Raw genomic sequence first — 18460 nt, 5'->3', positions numbered from 1 at the left:
AACCTATCACACTCCTCGTTGCTCTAATTCTTTTTGTACAGGGTTTCGTTTGAAATAAAATGACATAACAAAGACCGTTACGAATAACAGCACTAGGTAAAGAGATATAAATAGTACAAACAAAACCCCTACATTATTCGCTTTGGTTGCTGCATCGGCCGTTTTTAATACGTTCACGATCGTGTAAGGCTGTCTGCCGATACAACTGAAACACCAACCTGCCTCAATCCCGATTAGTGCAAGTGGACCTCCTGCAACAAAAAGGGCGAGCATCCAACCAGGCCAATCCCTTTTCAAGACATGACGCCAGAAGAGTGCAAATAGAGATAAGGCAATAAGTACACTGCCGATCCCTACCATCACATTAAACAATGTATGGACATATAAAGGTGGCCAAAGTTCTTCAGGATATTCATTTAAGCCTTTTACTTCTGTATCAAAGCGGTTTCCAGCTAAAAAGCTTAGTGCATATGGAACTTCTATAGCATAAATAACCTCTTCTTTTTCTCTGGAAGTCCAACCTCCAATGGATAAAGGGGCATAGTCTGTTGTCTCAAATAATCCCTCGGCAGCTGCTAGTTTTCTTGGGTTATACTCATGAAGCATTTGAGCAGTTTCGTGTCCATTAATGGCTGTGGCAAGGGACATGAAAGCCCCTAGATAAACCGCGATCATAAAACTTTTTTGATGGTACTTTCGTTCTTCAGAAGAAATACTAGAACGTAATAATCGTAAGCCAGCTATTGACCCAATTAAGAATGCAACTGTCATATATGCAGATACAGCTACATGGGTAGCTGTAACAAAAAAGCTAGGATTGAAAAAAGCTGCCCAAGGATCTACGTTTATCACTTCACCATTAGCTGTCATCTCGAATCCCGCTGGTGTATTCATCCAAGCGTGGGCATCCGTGATCAATATAGCTGATCCAACTGCTCCTATAGCTACAGAGATTATGCTTACAAGTCTCATCCATGAAGGTAAACGATCAGCTGCATACAAATAGATGGACATAAATACAGCTTCAATTAAAAACGCAAAAATCTCTATTTGGAAAGGTAATGCAATGACTTGGCCGACAATCTCCATGAAACCAGGGAACAGTAAGGACATTAATACACCGACAATTGTTCCTGAAGCGATGGCCACTGCTAAAAGAATGGCGAACCCTTTCGTCCAACGTTTTGCCATTAAAGCATAGTCCTTATCTTTTTTGATAATGTACATGACCTCAGCAATGATAATCATGAGAGGAACACCTACACCAATTGTGGCGTAGATAATATGAAAACCGAGCGATGTACCAAATAACGCACGGGCTAAATCCACCGTATCCACAAGCTTCACCTCAGTTACTATCTATGTATTCTATCTGTCCTATTTATCCCGAAATAGGAAAAAGTTATGCACAAAACAAGGATTATCCACAACGCTACAGAATAAATTACCGAGAAGGGAGTCGTGCAACTGTGAATAAACTTATAGAACAATTTAATATACAACCTGGGACATGGGGATTATCTGTTCACTCTGTGCAAAATCCAGGTATATCTATACAAGTTAACGAGTTAGAGTCGTATCCACTCGCATCAGCCGGAAAGGTAGTGATAGGGTACAGCATCGCTAAATTAGTAGAGAAAGGAGTAGTGACCTGGGAAGACGTTGTGTCAGAAGTGAAAGTGGATCCTGATGAAGATACTCAACAACTTTATCCACACTGGCAAAGGCGTAATACATTGCAGCTGGGACAAGTTGTGGAAGGAATGATTGCTTGCCATGATCGTGATTTAGCGAAATGTTGTGCTCGTAGATTGGGAGGGTTTCAACGAATTCAACCTCAACTCGAAATGGATTTTAGGAGTATTCATATTACAGAGAATCCGAGTGATGAGGAACACCGTGGACAACTTGTGGAGATTGCGCAGCTGGTTCAATCCATTTACACCGGTTATCAACATGACCCAGATACTTGGGAACCTGTTATTCAGGGCATGGTACGGATGCAAGACAAGCATGTGAGGATTCCTTATCATCATCAAGTCAACATGACAGGCGGATTATCTGACTCGTTAATTGAAATAAATATATTAGGCGCTTTTCAAGAGAATCCCTACATTGTGGTGGTCGCTGCAAAAGGTTTAGAGAACAGAGACGAAGCGGATCGTTTTGTAGATGATATCATGCTCCCTCTTTATAACATGTGGAAGGGAAAACAAGAAGGATGAGTGATTAGTGGAGATCAATAGTTATGATGAAAGGGTCATCCCCGCCAAAAGTGTAATGAAGTTATACCAAAATGTTGGCTGGTGGGCAGAGAGGAAAGAAGACGAAATACAAGTAATACTTGAGAGAACGATCTCAGTAGGTGCATGGATTGATGATGAATTAGTTGGATTTGCTAGAGCTGTAACAGATGGAAAGTATCGAGCCTATGTTGAGGATGTTGTCGTCCATCATCAATATCGGCACAAAGATATTGGGAGTCAGATTATTGAACGTTTGCTACATGAATTACAGCATATCGATATTATTAGCTTATTTTGTGACGAAACGTTGATTCCATTTTATGAAAAGACGGGGTTTCGAAGTAGTTCATCTCAGTATGTCTTACATCGTACAAAGAAGTGAAAAAGGAGGTGATCAGTTGAAGTGGAAAAAGGTTATGGTTGAAGCTGAACGTGGGACTTTTGAGGTTTTTGTAAAAGGAGAAGGACCACCTTTGTGTGTATCTCATTTATATGCCCAATATAACGAGAGTGGGGATCTCTTTGCTGATTGTTTTACAAGAACGAATACAGTATTCTTGGTTAATTTGAGAGGGACAGGTGAGTCAGAACGTGCAGTTCACGCCTATCAATTTAGTCTTCTGGAAACGGTGTTTGATCTGGAATCCATTCGGCATGCATTAGGATACAAAACTTGGGGATTTGCAGGTCATTCGACAGGGGGCATGATTGGCCTTATGTATGGGGCGTACGCTTCTACCTCACTTAAAAACTTAATCATCGTTGGATCAGCTGCACGAGAGTATTTCTCTAACTCCCCACAGTGCATATATAATGAAGAGCACCCTCAGTATCAACATATGCAAGAGCTAATTGAAAAACTAAAAGATCCTAATCTATCAAAGGATGAACGAGATAAAATAAAGATACAAAGAACTAAGTTATCCTTATTTAGACCGGAGAATTATGATGAATACTTCACAGCTGACGTGCAAAAAGGCATGGCTGTTGAACGGATGAACTTTTTTGCTCGTGAGGTACATACGTATGATATTACGAAAAAGTTATCCTATATTACCACACCTACTCTGATCTTGTGCGGAAAACATGATGTCCAATGTCCAGTAGAATATTCTGTTGAAATGAATGCGCTTATAGAGAATTCTAAACTAATCATATTTCATGAGAGTAACCATTACCCATTCTTAGAAGAACAAGTTTTATATCAAAAAGAGGTCGATACGTTTCTAGCTTCAGTATAATCTAGAAAGCGTATCGACTTTTCTTTTCATATAATAGGTCATTTCTTCGGATCCTTCTACACCCATCTTCACCTAAAGACCGTGACACATAGGCACGAACATAGAAGGACGGTCTGGTTCTCTCCGGTTAGGGCTTTTTAAATATAAGACAATTAATGGAATGAAGAGTCCTGTAATACAGATGAGAACAGGAAAAAAAGTGATTGTAAAACTTTTATTAATTTTATTGACCACTGAACGATATAGCTTTAAAATCGCCTGAGGTAAAAACGACATTAACGTTTTCATCAATCAAGAGTAAAGCGAGGAATTCGTCATGTCCTATCGTATTGCCGTATATCTTTTAGGTATGCTTGTGAACTTTTTTGGTGTTGCCCTGTTAATTAAAGCGACGTTAGGGGCAGGTTTTTGGACAGCTCTGTTTGTGGGGCTTTCAGATTTGTTCGGATTAACTGTTGGAATGTGGTATGCTGCATTTCAATTAATTTTTATATTTATCAATGCAGGGTTGGTAAAGCAAACGCCAGAATGGAAAGCGATTGTTCCATTAGTATTAGAAAGTCTGATATTAGACTTTTGGTTGGAAATTGTACTTCATAATTTAAGCTTATCCAGTGCTCCATTTATGGTTCAATTTACTTTTCTTGTTATAGGGATAGGGTTAAGTGCACTTGGTGTTGCCATTTATATTCTTCCGCAATTGCCACGTGCACCTGTTGATCAGTTATTCCTAGCGATTTCTCATCGATTAAAATTTAGCCTTCGTGTTAGCCAGACGATGGTTGCTCTAACTACATCGACTACAGCACTTCTAATTGGAGGACCTGTTGGCATTGGGACAGCTCTAGGGGTAGCTTTTGCTGGTCCCATTATTCAGTATTGTTATGTAAGAGGATATCCACTGTATTTTCAGTATCATCCCCATTATCAAGAGCGTTTTGAACTCTCAATGTAAAGTAAAAAGACCCGAATCATGCCAGTTCATGATTCGGGTCTTTTATTAAAACTTAGTGCTTAAAACAATATTTCCTCGTGGCTTTTTACTTGTTGCATCTGGTTCTTTAGATATAGCGATCATATCCCATGTTTTATCATTAGGGAGTTGATCCATCGAAAAGGAGACAGCACCTTCACCGTTTTGATTCGCAACAAAGCTTCCAGCGCGATAAGGGGTTTCTCCTTCAAGCAACCATACCTGATAAACCTCTTCTCCCTCTAGTTGTTGAAGGTTTTGGGCATCAACAGATAAGATTTGATTTTCATTTTGTTTAATAATAGAAGCAGTTGCTTTGCCAGAGGTTTTACCTTGTAGCGTAACACGACGAACAACTTGATCGATTGATTCTTCTTCTGGATCAGGTTTCGTTGTTTCGGGCTCTTGTAAAAAGGCGTACATATTTCCAATAAGCGATAACATTAACGCAGCAGCTAGCGTTGTAACCATCCATGGTTTTATTCCTCTTGGCTGTTTTCGAGTGTAGCGCGATGCTAATTCATTTTCAGATTCCTCTTTGCGATATGAAGGGGCTGCTGAATGAGTAGTTGATGAGCTTTCTTGAAGTTCATCTTCTGTGTTTTCTTCACCGAAAACGCCACTTAAAACACGATTCTTCATTCCTTCAGTTGGTTCTACAGGTTCCGAAGCAAAAGGTAGATCTTCTGTCATTTCTCGAAGTTCGGCTAATTCTTCCTTACAATCCGAACATGTTTCTAAATGTTGTTCAAAAGCTTCTTCTTCTTCTTTTGTAAGTTGACCATTAAAATAATCAATTAACAGATCACAGTTGTTACGCATCACGCACACCCCCTTTCTCTTTGTTGTTCGATAACTCTTTTCTTAGATGTTTTAAAGCTAAGCGTATTCGTCCCTTTACTGTTCCGAGGGATAAATTACATTTATTTGCAATCTCTTGCTGAGTTAATCCTTTAAAATAAAATAATTTTATAATTTTACCTTGTTCTTTAGATAATTTCTTCATAGCTCTTCGTATGAGTTCGCCTTGTTCTCGCCATTCAGCTAAATCTTCAGCTGAAGGTTCTTCTTGGTGCAGCGTATCTCGTTCTTCTTCAAGGGAATAGTTGTGGTTCTCCTTTTTCCGAACGGTATCAATACTCGTATAGCGTGTAATTGTCATAATCCAAGAGGAGAACTTCCCTTTGGACTCATCGTATGTTGCTTTTTGCGTCCAAAGTTTAATAAAGACCTCTTGTATTATTTCTTCTGCCATTTCTTTTTGGCCACATGTTTTATAGGCAAAAGAAAACAATAGTTTTTCGTACTTATCATAGATCTCTTCAAGCGCTTGTTTATCGCCATCGAGGACCTTTTGATAAAGTGTTAAATCCCGATCACTCATAAGATTCTCCTTTGTTTTCTAGGCGTAAAGATAGGATAGCATAGGGGATGTCACATTTAATACTTATCTGTAAGTGATCTTCGCTAAGCTATCGATTGATTTGTTTCATTAGATCACTGTTCAAAGAAAAAATGGTTTGAAAATTATATGATAAGGGTATAAGTTATAACTTGTTTTCTGCTTCCATACGATTGAATCGTTTAAGCCCACCCAATGTTCCGAGTGTAAGGGCTCCTGTCCACTCACGCTTTGCTTCTTCCCATACATTCATATAATCATTCCATGCCCATGTTGGTTCTATTACACCATGCTCTTCAATTTTCTCTACAAAATAATCTAAGTTATCCTCGACTTTAAATTGAGGAATGCCGTACGTTTTCGATTCAGGACTTGCTACAAATTTAAGGGGGAATGGGACGTATTTCTCCCAATTTTCACGGTCTAGTTTTACAACAGATTGTACGGCTCGCTCAATTTGTTTTTCTACTTTCTCCGTACGCTGTGATGGAACCATAGCAAGTAAGCGTAAGTAACAATAAATTTCATGCTCTGACTCGAACTTTTCTAAGTTTAAAAAGTGTTGAACAGCCTGATCCACAAGTTTTGGTACATTTAATGCTGCTACATAATGTTCAAAAATATGAAGATAGCCAATTAACTCCGCACTAGGGTTCCCCCAGTTGTCATCAATCCATGACATCCCATTCTCATGTACCGTCCACCAAAAGGCATGAGGATATTCGTTTACTTCTTTAGGTACCGCCAACCAGCCTTGACGCTCTTCGAGGAAAGAGTATTCCAAGTAGCGGATTGCATTTTGGATCATTGGTTCAGCTTTAGGTTGATCAGCAAATTGAATTAAGTGCTGAAGACCCACTGATGTGGCCATAGGGGAGGAGTGTGGCATGCGAAAGTCAGCTTCTAAACCGTTGCCAAACCCACCATCTTTATTTTGAAATTTTGCAAGCTCATTTAGAACATCATCTGCTGAACCATTTTCATATTCGTATGAGAAAAGAGCTTGTTCCAAAGGACGTGCTTCTGTCATGATCCAGTTTCGTGCTTGCTGAAATGCATTTGGGGATAAAGTTTTCATATATATAGCGCCTCCTAAAAAAATCATTCTTCTTTCTAGGATACAAGAAACGAGCATTAAAATCCTAGTTTGAAAGAAGGAAATAGGGAAAAGGAGTGGAAGAATTTAAGCTTAGGAGGGGATTATATGTCAGTGCAACTTAAAATACAGGGGGAGAATGAATGAAATTTTTTCGATTTGATGAAAAGGTAGCAAAATCGATTACACAATATGATTCTACGTTTTCTATGTCACCGTTACTGTTAATAGAGGACGGTGCACATATAGGATGTATGCACATCCCGGAAGGTGGTAATGTTGGGGAGCATGAGGCAGCGTGCGACCAGCTATTCGTAGTTATGGAAGGTGAAGGTTGGGTTTATGGAGAAGATGGTGTTACGTATCCGATTCAAAAAGGAATTGCAGCTTTTTGGGTGACGGGGGAAAGCCATGCATCTGGATCTGAAACGGGTATGACAGTGATTGCGGTTGAATCAGGGAAATTAAAACCTGAGGAAAGAATGCAAGAAGTAACCTTACAACCTCAAAATATATAAGTGGATGAGAGATGCATAAGAAGAGTTGGTTTTGACCTTTTATATGCATCTTTTTTTTTATTGGTATTTCCTGTACTTTGCTTATTTACCTTTAAAATTGTTTGAAAATTTGAAATAATAATTGAGATAAGGAGGAAAACAGTGACGTACACATTTCAACCGATGACTCAAAGTGAAGCAGAATATATAGCAAGTCAATGGCATTATGAAGGGGAGTACGCCTTTTATGATATTTCAGCTGATGAAGAGGATCTTGAGGAATTTTTAGACCCCAAACAACGAGAGGATAAATCCTTTAGTGTTTATAAGAATGGTAGCGTAATTGGCTTTTTTAGCTTTAATCAAGCAGAACCAAATGTTGTTGATATTGGCTTGGGATTACACCCAGATTTAACAGGCAAGGGAGAAGGGCAATTGTTTTTAGAGCAGGGAATTGAATATGTGAAAGCCTCTTTTTCTCCTCAAAAGCTGACGTTATCTGTAGCTACGTTTAATGAACGTGCGATAAAAGTCTATGAAAGAGTTGGATTTAAAAAAGTTCAAACCTTCATGCAGGATACCAACGGAAGCACCTTTGAATTTGTAAAGATGGAACGGGAGGTAGGTGAATGAGGGGTGAAGGTTAAATATGCAGATCGCTCTCATTGGAATCGAGTGAAGGAACGCTCCTTTTCTGTTCATCATGAGAATAGTGATTCGTTTCAGGGTGCTGTGGCAGTCCTGAATATTCACAAAGTACGTACAAGGTTAGTGATTCCGTATGAAGACAGACATATTTGTATCGCTGATGATGGGTACGTATGGGTGCAGCATTTTCCAAAGGGTGAATATTACACAGTTACGGCTATGATTAATGATGATGGTCATGTTGTGCAGTGGTATATTGATATGATTAACGCATATGGTGAGACGGAAGATGGTATCCCTTGGTATGAGGATTTATTTTTAGATGTAGTAGCATTGCCGAATGGGGATTACTATACGCTTGACCAGGATGAATTAGATGCAGCATTGAGAGCAGGAGATATCACGAGAGAACAGTATGACTTAGGATTAAGAACCCATCGAAAAGTTACATATCTATTGGAATCAGGGCAATTTGATATCTTAAGAGAAGCGAAAAAATGGGTGAAGAGTGATGACAACTGATATTTTTTTAACCTCCAATGGCTTTTTTACTGAAGAAATTAAAGAGTGCTTTATGCAGAGTATTGCTCTTCAAAAAAATACTACTGCAGTTATCATAACTACCGCATCGAAGGAAAAAGAACAGAACAGATATGCTCGAAAGGCTAAGTCAGATCTATTGGAAATGGGAGTAAATATAGTGGACTTTTTAGATGTGGAATATGATGACCCTTCACTTATAAATAACTACTCGATCATTTACATCAATGGAGGTAATCCTTATAAGCTTCTATATCACTTAAAAGAATCTGGTGCAGACAAAGAGTTAGTAGAGTTTGCTGCCAAGAAAGAAGGCGTAATTGTTGGAGTGAGTGCAGGTGCTATGGTTCTAGGTCCACATATTTATATGGTTGACGCATTCACCCCTTTTATGAATGAAATTGAATTAAGAGATCTTTCGGGTCTTTACTTACATAAGGATGTTATCTTCCCTCATTACGATAGAGAGGACCTCTTTGAAGCGGACACAACTATTGAAGATAGGCTACGAGAATTTGAGTCAAGTTATGATTGTAATGTTATTAGGATGAAGGACAAGGATTTTCTGTTGAAGAAATCATTACATAATTAAGTGTTAGTAAATGCTTATTTTTAGAAGACATCACATCGTCCCATTTGGTTTATGGGAGCAAAATTCGATATGATGATGGTATAGGTGGTGAAGCTAATGTCCAAAACAATGTTAGAAGGGCAGACGGAGGAGAGAACCTTAGGTCAGGTTATTGAAGGTCAAAAGACAATGGTTGTTTTCGTACGTCACCTTGGTTGACCGGTTTGTCGAGCGTATCTCTCGCAGTTGCGTGAGCGAATAGATGAAGTTGAATTAAAAGAATTTCAAGTTGTTGTCATAGCTCCATCAAGTGCATCGTTTATAGCACAATTTTTGGAGCACTTTGGTCCATTTCCATTTGATATATATGGAGATCCTTCCCGACAACTATATAAAGAACAAGGTACCGTGACGATGCAAAAGTGGAAGCTGTTATCAAAAGCGCTTTGGGGTGCTGTGACAGGTAAGGTAAAGAACTTCCTACCTAACGATGAAAATCAAAAAGAGTTTGTTAAAAATTCAATGAAAACACAGGATGTATATATTCAAGGTGGGACCTGGTTATATGATGAAAATGGTCAAGTGATCTGGCATCATATTGATTCGTCACCAGAGGACCATGCGAAGCTAGACACGGTCTTACAATATATGGAGAAACATAACAGCAAAGAGTAGGAGGAACCAACATGGCAAAACATCATTTTCACTTAAAAGCTGATTGGCCAGGTGGTCGAAACAATGTAGGTACAATTGAAGCAGATAAACTGAAGACAGAAATCTCCGTTCCAACAGAAATGGACGGGCCTGGTATCGGAACAAACCCAGATGAAATGCTACTAGGAGCAGCAGCGACATGTTATATTATCACACTTGGTGCAATGATCGAACGCGCTGGTCTTCCGCTAGATGAAATGGACATGAGTTCAGAAGGTGTTGTAGATGTAACAAAAGGTGTTATCACTTACGAAGAAATCATCCACCGCCCGGTTGTAAGACTGAAGCCAGAAGCAACAATGGATGATTTAACCAAGCTACAGCGAATCGCAGAGAAAGCAGAAGAAAGTTGCATGATTTCCCGGGCTATTAAAGGAAATGTAGATGTGAAACTAGAAGCTGACTTAACCGTTAATGAAGGATAAAAGGCTCCATATTATGGAGTCTTTTTTATTTGAATACTCATTTTTGAATCAATCGCATAATTCCCTAACAAAGCTAATCTAGCTAATTGGGAAAACTAAAAAAATTGCATGATATAATAAAATGCTTTATATTTAAATTTAGACAATCGAATAATTTCCTTCGGGGTCGGGTGCAAATCCCAACCGGCGGTGATCAAGCTTGTCTTGCTAGCCCGCGACCCGCATTGCTCTGCTTTGCGGCTGATTTGGTGAGAAACCAAAGCCGACGGTAACAGTCCGGATGGGAGAAGGAAGTCGAACGAGTCAGGAGAGTACTGATTTTTCGAGATGCTTGTAAAATTCTGCAAGTATGTTCATTTTATAAATGAGGACTCAAACACAGGTGAACTGTGCTTTTTTACAAAATTCTTTCGTGACTAAACTTAGACCCTGGGGAACGTATATCTTCCTCAGGGTTTTTTATATTCAAAATGGGGGTGAGAACCGTGAATCAGGATGAACAATACATGAAACTGGCTATCCAAATGGCAGCTTCCACTCAAGGGCAAACGAACCCGAATCCATCAGTGGGCTCTGTTGTTGTTAAAAATGGTGAAGTCATTGGTATGGGAGCACACCTGAAAGCGGGTGAAGCTCATGCTGAAGTACACGCACTAAATATGGCTGGTGAGCGAGCAAAAGGTGCAACCATCTACGTAACTCTTGAACCATGCAGCCATTACGGGAAGACACCTCCATGTGCTGAAAAGATCATTCAATCAGGAATATCCCGTGCTGTTGTAGCAACGCTCGATCCGAATCCAAAGGTTGCTGGAAGAGGTATAAAAATGCTTGAGGATGCAGGGATTGAAGTGAAAACTGATCTCTTAAAAAGTGAAGCGGATGACCTGAATGAAGTGTTCTACCATTGGATTCAATCCAAACGACCTTTTGTCACGTTAAAAACAGCAATGTCACTAGATGGAAAGATTGCTACAACAACTGGTGAGAGCCAATGGATTACTGGAGAGGAAGCACGTAGGGATGTTCATCAATACCGTCATACACATGATGCAATACTTGTCGGTGTAAATACAGTTATTCAAGATAAACCAAACCTCACCACAAGACTTCCTCATGGCGGAAAGAATCCGATTCGCGTAGTGCTCGATACACATCTTCGAACACCGATCGACACGCCTCTCATTCAAAACCCCGAGGCCCCAACATGGATTGTGACGGGTAGTGAAGTGAAGAAAGAAAAGCTTGAACGTTTTACGCAATTCGCTCATGTAGAAATCATTCAGCTTTCAGAACCAACGATTTCAATAGAAGAAACATTGCAACGTCTAGGAGAAAAAGACGTCACCTCCGTATTTGTTGAAGGAGGCGCAAAAATTAACGACGCTTTTCTTAGAGCAGAAGCAGTCCAGCAAGTCATTAACTATGTCGCTCCAAAGCTGATTGGTGGTCAGCAATCTCCAACACCTATAGGAGGAGAAGGGATTGCAAAGCTGTCGGAATCCATGCAACTTACCATCACTGAGGTAACCCAGTTAGGGGAAGACGTAAAAATCATTTCAAAACCAATTTAGGCAGGGGTGATCCCATGTTTACTGGAATTATAGAAGAGCTTGGTACAGTGAAACGTATCCAAACGGGTCAAGAATCCATGGAAATCATTGTTCAAGCCAGTAAGATCCTTGAGGATGTTCATTTAGGTGACAGTATATCTGTTAATGGTGTGTGCTTAACTGTGACACACTATTCGAAAGATGAAGCAAGCTTCGATGTAATGCCTGAAACGTTTAAAGCAACGAACCTAAATGAACTATCAAAAGGTAGTAAAGTCAATTTAGAAAGATCCATGAAAGCAGATGGCAGATTTGGAGGGCATATGGTATCAGGTCATGTTGATGGCCTTGGGACCATTACAAGCAAAAAAACGGAATCCAATGCTGTTTATTATGACATTGAGCTTCCAACTGAATTACTAGATTATTTTGTTTATAAAGGATCTGTCACCGTTGATGGCACGAGCTTAACGGTTTTTGGCGTAAGTGATAAAGGAATTACGATCTCACTGATTCCTCACACAATGGAACACACCATTTTAGGGGGTAAAGGCCCTGGTGATCATGTGAACATTGAGATCGATATGTTAGGCAAATATGTCGTGAATTTTTTAACAAAACAATTTGGTTCAGATAAAAAGTCATCGTCCATTACAGAATCCTTTCTACAAGAGAACGGCTTCATGTAAGTTGAATAAATGGGAGTGAAGAACATGTTTGATAAAATAGAAGATGCCATAAAAGATCTTCAGAACGGTAAAATGGTTATCGTTTGTGATGATGAAGATCGAGAAAACGAAGGTGACCTGATTGCATTAGCCGATAAAGCAACACCACAAGTGATCAACTTTATGATTACGCATGGTAAAGGTCTTGTGTGTGCTCCAGTTTCTCAGGATATAGCTGAAAGTCTTGATCTTTTTCCGATGGTAGAGCGAAACACAGATCCACACGGTACAGCTTTTACGGTTTCCATTGATCATAAAACAACGAGTACAGGAATTTCTGCTGCTGAGCGTTCTGTAACGATCAAAGAAATGCTGAACCCTGAAGCAAAGTCGCAGGACTTTAAACGTCCTGGACACATTTTTCCGCTCCTTGCTAAAGAGGGGGGCGTACTTCGCCGTGCAGGGCATACAGAAGCGGCTGTAGACTTAGCTAAGCTTGCCGGATCAAAGCCTGCAGGTGTAATCTGTGAAATTATAAAAGATGATGGAACGATGGCGCGTGTGCCTGATCTTCGTGAAATGGCAGATGAACACAATCTAAAAATGATTACGATTCAGGATTTAATCCATTATCGTAATTCAAAGGATAAGCTTGTTCAAAGGGAAATTGAAATCAATCTACCAACTGAATATGGGGATTTTAAAGCGATTGGCTATTCAAATGTTGTGGATGATAAGGAACATATCGCTCTAGTAAAAGGAGACATAAACCCAGATGAACCGACACTTGTACGCGTTCATTCTGAATGTTTAACAGGCGATGTATTTGGATCCTATCGTTGCGATTGTGGCCCTCAACTTCATGCCGCTCTTCAACAAATTGAAGAAGCTGGAGAAGGCGTACTTCTTTATATGCGACAAGAAGGCCGTGGTATTGGGTTGATCAATAAAATGTATGCCTACAAGCTCCAGGAAGAAGGGCTTGATACAGTAGAAGCAAACGAAAAACTAGGATTCCCGCCGGACTTACGTGATTATGGAATTGGTGCGCAAATCTTACGAGATCTAGGTATCTCTAAAATGAAGTTGCTTACCAACAATCCTAAGAAAATCACTGGTTTAAAAGGATACGGACTTGAAGCGGTAGATCGTGTACCCATTCAGATGGAAAAACGTAAGGAAAATGAAAAATACTTGAGTGCCAAGCAAAGTAAGCTAGGTCACTTATTTCACTATTAAATTTTAGGAGGCCAATTCAATGGGACAACAATTTGAAGGACACTTAGTCGGAACAGGTTTAAAAGTAGGAATCGTCGTTGGACGTTTTAATGATTTTATTACAAGTAAGCTTCACGGTGGCGCGATGGACGCTCTAAAACGTCACGGTGTTAGTGAAGATGATATTGATGTTGCTTGGGTACCAGGCGCATTCGAAATTCCGATGATCGCAAAACGCATGGCGGACACAGGAAAATACGACGCTGTAATTACATTAGGTACAGTGATTCGTGGTTCAACTCCACACTTTGACTATGTATGCAGTGAAGCAGCAAAAGGTGTATCCCAAGCTTCTATGCAAACGGGTGTACCTGTTATTTTCGGTGTCATTACAACTGAAACGATTGAGCAGGCAATTGAACGTGCTGGCACTAAAGCTGGTAACAAAGGCTGGGAGGCTGCTACAGCAGCACTAGAAATGGCGAACTTAAATAAAAGTTTTGATATGTAAGGCTGTAAAACGCTTGGAGCAAAAAGGCTCTAAGCGTTTTTTTTTCTATAAATGAAAGCGAAAAGTTAATTTCTAAAATACCCAAACACTTCATCTCTGTCCACAGAGAACATAAAATGATCCCCAATAAACCGTAGTAATACAGAAAAGAATAGTGGTATATATAATTGGTATAGACAACTATATGTTAAGATGATAACATGACTTTGAAGCGCTTTCATAATTTTAATTTCAGCAGGAGGAAGATTTATAATGCTTAATTTCTTACAACGAATCGGGAAATCATTAATGTTCCCTATTGCGACATTACCTGCAGCAGCCATTCTTGTACGACTTGGTATGGAAGATATGTTAAATATTCCATTCATGACTGCAGCTGGGAATGGTATATTGGGGAATCTATCATTGATCTTTGCAATTGGTATTGCAATGGGATTTGCGAAGGATGGTAGTGGAGCTGCTGCATTAGCCGGTGCGATCGGTTACTTAGTGTTAGACAGTGGTATAGAAGCTATTAATGAAGACGTTAAAATGGGCGTCTTTGCTGGTGTTATTGCAGGTATAACAGGTGGAATGCTTTATAATCGCTTCCATGATGTTAAGTTTCCAGATTATCTTTCCTTCTTCGGAGGCAAGCGGTTTGTTCCGATTATAACTTCCGCTGTGATGGTTCTTCTTGCATTTATATTTGGTCATTTGTGGGTATATCCACAGCAAGTTTTAGATATCACAACGAATTGGATTTTAAACTCTGGTGCTCCTGGTGTAGGGGTTTATGGTATCCTCAACCGTCTGCTAATTCCAGTAGGATTGCACCATGTTATTAACGCATTAATTTGGTTTGACTTCGGTTCCTTTACTACAAGTGGAGGCGATGTGGTCCATGGAGAAATCAACCGCTTCTTAAATGGGGACCCTGAAGCAGGTTATTTCCTAGCCGGTTTCTTCCCAGTAATGATGTTTGGTCTTCCGGCAGCTTGTCTTGCCATGTATGCAGCAGCGAAGAAGCATCGTAAAGCAGCTGTAGGAGGCATGTTCTTAAGTATTGCACTTACTTCATTTTTAACAGGTGTAACGGAACCAATTGAGTTTTCTTTCATGTTCTTATCACCTTTACTTTATGCGGTACACTCCGTTCTAACAGGCTTATCAATGGTGATCGCATATCTATTTGAAATTCGTCATGGTTTTGGGTTCTCAGCCGGTTTAATTGACTACGTCTTAAACTTTGGTATTGCTGAAAATCCTTTAATGCTTCTTGTTCTGGGAATATTTATGGCGGCTATATACTTCTTTGTATTCTACTTCCTTATCGTCAAACTTGATCTAAAAACGCCAGGTCGTGAAGATGAGGATGAAGACTTTGTAGAAGAGACACAAGAAGTTGGGCAACCAAACGATGAAACAGATGATTTTGATACAAAAGCCTATTATTACCTAGAGGCATTAGGCGGACCAGAAAATATTGAATCTCTGGATTATTGTACAACTCGCTTAAGAATGCAGATGAAAGATAGAGACCAAGCGAATGAAAATAAACTAAAAAGGTACGGATCTAGAGGTGTAATGAAAGTCGGGAAGCGCAACTTACAGGTTATAGTAGGAACAAGTGTAGAATTTCTTGCAGAAGCTATGAAAAAACGAATAGAACAAGGGAATATGACCCCACCGCAAACGCAAGGTCAAACTGAAAATCCTGAGAGCGACAAACCTAATGATCGTAGTGTAAGCGAAAAAGACTTTGAGATGCCGATGGATGGAAAAGTTCTTCCTTTATCTGAAGTTCCCGATGAAGTTTTTGCACAAGGAATGATGGGGCAAGGATTCGCTGTTGATCCTGAAGGGGACACTTTCCATTCACCTATAGATGGGAAAGTGGTACAGGTATTCCCAACTAAACATGCTATTGGATTAGAATTAGATAATGGAATAGAAATTCTTATTCATATTGGACTCGATACAGTGAAGCTGAATGGCGAAGGTTTTGAAACGCTAGTAGAGGCTGAACAAATGGTGAAACAAGGAGATCCTTTAATACGAGTCAATATGAATGAGGTAAGAGAGAAAGCACCTTCTGTTATTACTCCGATCATCTTTACAAATCTTGAAAATGAAACGGTTAACCTTCATAAGTCTGGTTCTGTTAAAAAAGGAGAATCAGGAATTATTACAGTTGGTTCATAGGTTGATGGGAGAAGCATTATGCTTCTCCCATTCAAACGATGAGGAGGAATAAGATGCAAGGAATTATTGAAATCAAGAATGTTAACGTGATCGCAGAAAAACAAGAAATCAATATGGGATCATTACAGATAAAAGACGGTAAGATCAATCAAATATCCAATAAATATATTGGAGGAGCAGACGAAGTCATTGATGGGAAAGGGAAAGGTTGGACACTTCTACCAGGCTTTGTTGATGTTCATATCCATGGAGCTAACGGTCATGATGTAATGGATGCAACCGACGAAGCCCTGTCAGGAATGGCGTCCCAGTTGCCTAAGGAAGGAACAACGAGTTTTTTAGCCACTACCATGACACAATCTGATGAGGCCATATCAAATGCACTTTCGAATGCTGGGAAATATACGGAAGACCAGCCTGCAAGTGGTCAGGCTGAATTGCTAGGTGTTCATTTAGAAGGTCCATTTATTTCAGAGAAAAAAGTTGGAGCACAACCCATTGACCATGTTGTGCCTCCTTCCATTGATTTATTTCAAGCGTGGCAAAAAGAGAGTCGAAACCATATCCGATTAGTGACGCTAGCTCCTGAGGTAGAGGGAGGATTAGAGTTTATTGAATATCTAGCCTCTCAGGGTATTGTCGCTTCCATTGGTCATAGTGACGCGACACTATCCACTGTAAATCAGGCAGTCCAAAAAGGGGCTCGTCATATCACACACCTATATAATCAAATGAGTGGGCTTCATCATCGTGAACCAGGTGTAGTTGGGGGAGCATTTTTGAATGATGATGTAAAAGTTGAAATGATTGTCGACCATATTCATGTTCAAAAAGATGCCATTAATATCGCCTATCAATTTACGAAGGCTGATCGGACAATCTTGATTACAGATGCGATGAGAGCTAAATGTCTTCCGGAAGGAACTTATGATCTTGGTGGTCAAGATGTCATTGTCAGTAATGGAGAAGCACGTCTTGCAAATGGTGCATTAGCTGGAAGTATCCTAACGTTAGAAGAAGCTGCAAGAAAGATGAAAGCAGGAAATAATCTATCCTATGCAGACCTTGCCGCCATTACTTCGGCCAATGCAGCTAAACAATTAAATGTTTTTGATCGTAAAGGTAGTATATCAGTTGGGAAAGATGCTGACTTGGTTTTATTAGATGATCAAGATCAAGTTATTATGACGATTTGTAGAGGGGCTCTCTCCTATGATCAAAGGGGGGAAGCATCATCATGAATGTTAAGGTATTAGAAAACTATGAGGAACTCAGTCAATTAGCAGCTTCCCTCATAGAACAACAAGTTCAAACGCACCCTCAGACTGTATTAGGTTTAGCGACAGGGGGGACACCTCTAGGAGCATACAAATATGTAATCAGAGGATATCATCAAGGATATATGGATTATTCGAATGTTTCTTCAATCAATTTGGATGAGTATGTAGGTTTAGACAAAAACCATTCCCAAAGTTATCATCAATTTATGAAAGAGCACCTATTTGATCATATCAATATCCAAGATGACTATACGTATATACCTGACGGAAAAACAAGCAGTCTTTATCAAGAATGCAAGAGGTATGAAGGGATTATAGATGAGATTGGACCTCCAGATCTTCAATTACTAGGGATTGGAGAAAATGGTCATATAGGATTTAACGAACCAGGTACTCCTTTTACAAGTTTGACGCATATTGTGAATCTGGAGGTATCAACACGACAAGCCAATGCTAGGTTTTTTAACTCATTTGATGAAGTACCAAAGCAAGCGATCACGATGGGGATTGGTTCCATTCTTAAAAGTAAACAAATTGTTCTATTAGCCTCAGGTGAGCGGAAGGCTGAAGCGATCAAACGACTTCTCGAAGGGCCTGTAGATGAACAATTCCCAGCTTCTGCTTTACACCATCATAAGAATGTCACCCTTCTTGTGGATAAAGCTTCCTATCAACTTCTTGAAGGAAAATAAG

21 protein-coding genes and 1 riboswitch are annotated in these 18460 nt (G+C 39.7%); of the genes, 17 read left to right on the top strand and 4 right to left on the bottom strand.

All coding sequences use genetic code 11. From position 1 onward, the window contains the following. Positions 1-6 precede the first annotated feature (6 nt). Positions 7-1338, bottom strand: coding sequence for a cytochrome ubiquinol oxidase subunit I (locus tag GS400_RS18830; RefSeq protein WP_160104265.1), 1332 nt, complete (start codon positions 1336-1338; stop codon positions 7-9). 131 nt (positions 1339-1469) lie between these two features. On the opposite strand from GS400_RS18830, the gene GS400_RS18825 reads away from it, so the two are divergent. The 4 genes from GS400_RS18825 (at position 1470) to GS400_RS18810 (ending at position 4442) form a co-directional block, all read left to right on the top strand. After that, the gene (locus tag GS400_RS18825) at positions 1470-2225 is read left to right on the top strand and encodes a serine hydrolase (protein WP_160104264.1); all 756 of its coding nucleotides are present in this window, start codon (positions 1470-1472) and stop codon (positions 2223-2225) included. Positions 2226-2280: 55 nt separating this feature from the next. After that, entirely contained in the window at positions 2281-2628 is a 348-nt protein-coding gene (locus GS400_RS18820; RefSeq protein ID WP_160104695.1) for a GNAT family N-acetyltransferase, read from the top strand. Then, on the top strand, positions 2603-3487 hold the full coding sequence (locus GS400_RS18815) for an alpha/beta fold hydrolase (protein WP_160104263.1): 885 nt from the start codon (positions 2603-2605) through the stop codon (positions 3485-3487). Before GS400_RS18820 ends, GS400_RS18815 begins: the two co-directional genes overlap by 26 nt. A 316-nt stretch (positions 3488-3803) precedes the next feature. After that, positions 3804-4442 carry a YczE/YyaS/YitT family protein gene (locus GS400_RS18810; RefSeq protein ID WP_160104262.1) on the top strand — a complete coding sequence of 213 codons (639 nt, stop codon included), beginning with the start codon at positions 3804-3806 and terminating at the stop codon, positions 4440-4442. 45 nt (positions 4443-4487) lie between these two features. Here GS400_RS18810 and GS400_RS18805 read toward each other — a convergent pair whose 3' ends face one another. The 3 genes from GS400_RS18805 to GS400_RS18795 all read right to left on the bottom strand — a co-directional run bounded on the left by GS400_RS18805 (position 4488) and on the right by GS400_RS18795 (position 6940). Then, the gene (locus tag GS400_RS18805; RefSeq protein WP_236561052.1) at positions 4488-5282 is read right to left on the bottom strand and encodes an anti-sigma factor; all 795 of its coding nucleotides are present in this window, start codon (positions 5280-5282) and stop codon (positions 4488-4490) included. Then, positions 5275-5844, bottom strand: a complete 570-nt coding sequence (locus GS400_RS18800; protein WP_160104260.1) for an RNA polymerase sigma factor — start codon at positions 5842-5844, stop codon at positions 5275-5277. Before GS400_RS18800 ends, GS400_RS18805 begins: the two co-directional genes overlap by 8 nt. A gap of 163 nt (positions 5845-6007) precedes the next feature. Then, positions 6008-6940 carry a hypothetical protein gene (locus GS400_RS18795; protein ID WP_160104259.1) on the bottom strand — a complete coding sequence of 311 codons (933 nt, stop codon included), beginning with the start codon at positions 6938-6940 and terminating at the stop codon, positions 6008-6010. 161 nt (positions 6941-7101) lie between these two features. Between GS400_RS18795 and GS400_RS18790 the strand changes: the two genes are divergently transcribed. The 13 genes from GS400_RS18790 (at position 7102) to nagB (ending at position 18459) form a co-directional block, all read left to right on the top strand. Next, complete coding sequence (locus tag GS400_RS18790; RefSeq protein ID WP_160104258.1) at positions 7102-7476, top strand: cupin domain-containing protein; 375 nt, start codon at positions 7102-7104, stop codon at positions 7474-7476. 141 nt (positions 7477-7617) lie between these two features. Beyond that, positions 7618-8088 (top strand): GNAT family N-acetyltransferase, encoded by a 471-nt coding sequence (locus GS400_RS18785; RefSeq protein ID WP_370519717.1) that lies wholly within the window; start codon positions 7618-7620, stop codon positions 8086-8088. Positions 8089-8091: 3 nt separating this feature from the next. Further along, positions 8092-8625: a ribonuclease FAU-1 family protein gene (locus GS400_RS18780; protein ID WP_160104257.1), complete on the top strand. Its 534-nt coding sequence runs from the start codon at positions 8092-8094 to the stop codon at positions 8623-8625. Then, complete coding sequence (locus GS400_RS18775) at positions 8615-9235, top strand: Type 1 glutamine amidotransferase-like domain-containing protein (RefSeq protein ID WP_160104256.1); 621 nt, start codon at positions 8615-8617, stop codon at positions 9233-9235. Before GS400_RS18780 ends, GS400_RS18775 begins: the two co-directional genes overlap by 11 nt. A 225-nt stretch (positions 9236-9460) precedes the next feature. Then, on the top strand, positions 9461-9889 hold the full coding sequence (locus tag GS400_RS18770) for a peroxiredoxin-like family protein (protein ID WP_160104255.1): 429 nt from the start codon (positions 9461-9463) through the stop codon (positions 9887-9889). A gap of 11 nt (positions 9890-9900) precedes the next feature. Then, positions 9901-10353: an OsmC family protein gene (locus GS400_RS18765; protein ID WP_160104254.1), complete on the top strand. Its 453-nt coding sequence runs from the start codon at positions 9901-9903 to the stop codon at positions 10351-10353. 152 nt (positions 10354-10505) lie between these two features. Beyond that, a riboswitch (FMN riboswitch) is annotated at positions 10506-10649 on the top strand. Between the two features lie 174 nt (positions 10650-10823). Then, positions 10824-11927, top strand: coding sequence for a bifunctional diaminohydroxyphosphoribosylaminopyrimidine deaminase/5-amino-6-(5-phosphoribosylamino)uracil reductase RibD (gene ribD, locus GS400_RS18760; protein ID WP_160104253.1), 1104 nt, complete (start codon positions 10824-10826; stop codon positions 11925-11927). Between the two features lie 14 nt (positions 11928-11941). Beyond that, positions 11942-12595 (top strand): riboflavin synthase, encoded by a 654-nt coding sequence (gene ribE / locus GS400_RS18755; protein WP_160104252.1) that lies wholly within the window; start codon positions 11942-11944, stop codon positions 12593-12595. Positions 12596-12619: 24 nt separating this feature from the next. Then, the gene (locus tag GS400_RS18750; protein ID WP_160104251.1) at positions 12620-13813 is read left to right on the top strand and encodes a bifunctional 3,4-dihydroxy-2-butanone-4-phosphate synthase/GTP cyclohydrolase II; all 1194 of its coding nucleotides are present in this window, start codon (positions 12620-12622) and stop codon (positions 13811-13813) included. Positions 13814-13832: 19 nt separating this feature from the next. Next, positions 13833-14303, top strand: coding sequence for a 6,7-dimethyl-8-ribityllumazine synthase (gene ribE / locus GS400_RS18745; RefSeq protein WP_160104250.1), 471 nt, complete (start codon positions 13833-13835; stop codon positions 14301-14303). Positions 14304-14555: 252 nt separating this feature from the next. Further along, positions 14556-16487 carry an N-acetylglucosamine-specific PTS transporter subunit IIBC gene (gene nagE, locus GS400_RS18740; protein ID WP_160104249.1) on the top strand — a complete coding sequence of 644 codons (1932 nt, stop codon included), beginning with the start codon at positions 14556-14558 and terminating at the stop codon, positions 16485-16487. 53 nt (positions 16488-16540) lie between these two features. Further along, entirely contained in the window at positions 16541-17728 is a 1188-nt protein-coding gene (nagA, locus tag GS400_RS18735) for an N-acetylglucosamine-6-phosphate deacetylase (protein WP_160104248.1), read from the top strand. Further along, positions 17725-18459, top strand: coding sequence for a glucosamine-6-phosphate deaminase (gene nagB / locus GS400_RS18730; RefSeq protein WP_160104247.1), 735 nt, complete (start codon positions 17725-17727; stop codon positions 18457-18459). Before nagA ends, nagB begins: the two co-directional genes overlap by 4 nt. The last annotated feature ends 1 nt before the right edge of the window (position 18460 follow it).

This window comes from Pontibacillus sp. HMF3514 (assembly GCF_009858175.1).
Lineage (GTDB): Bacteria > Bacillota > Bacilli > Bacillales > BH030062 > Pontibacillus.
This window is presented reverse-complemented; position numbering and strand designations above follow the sequence as displayed.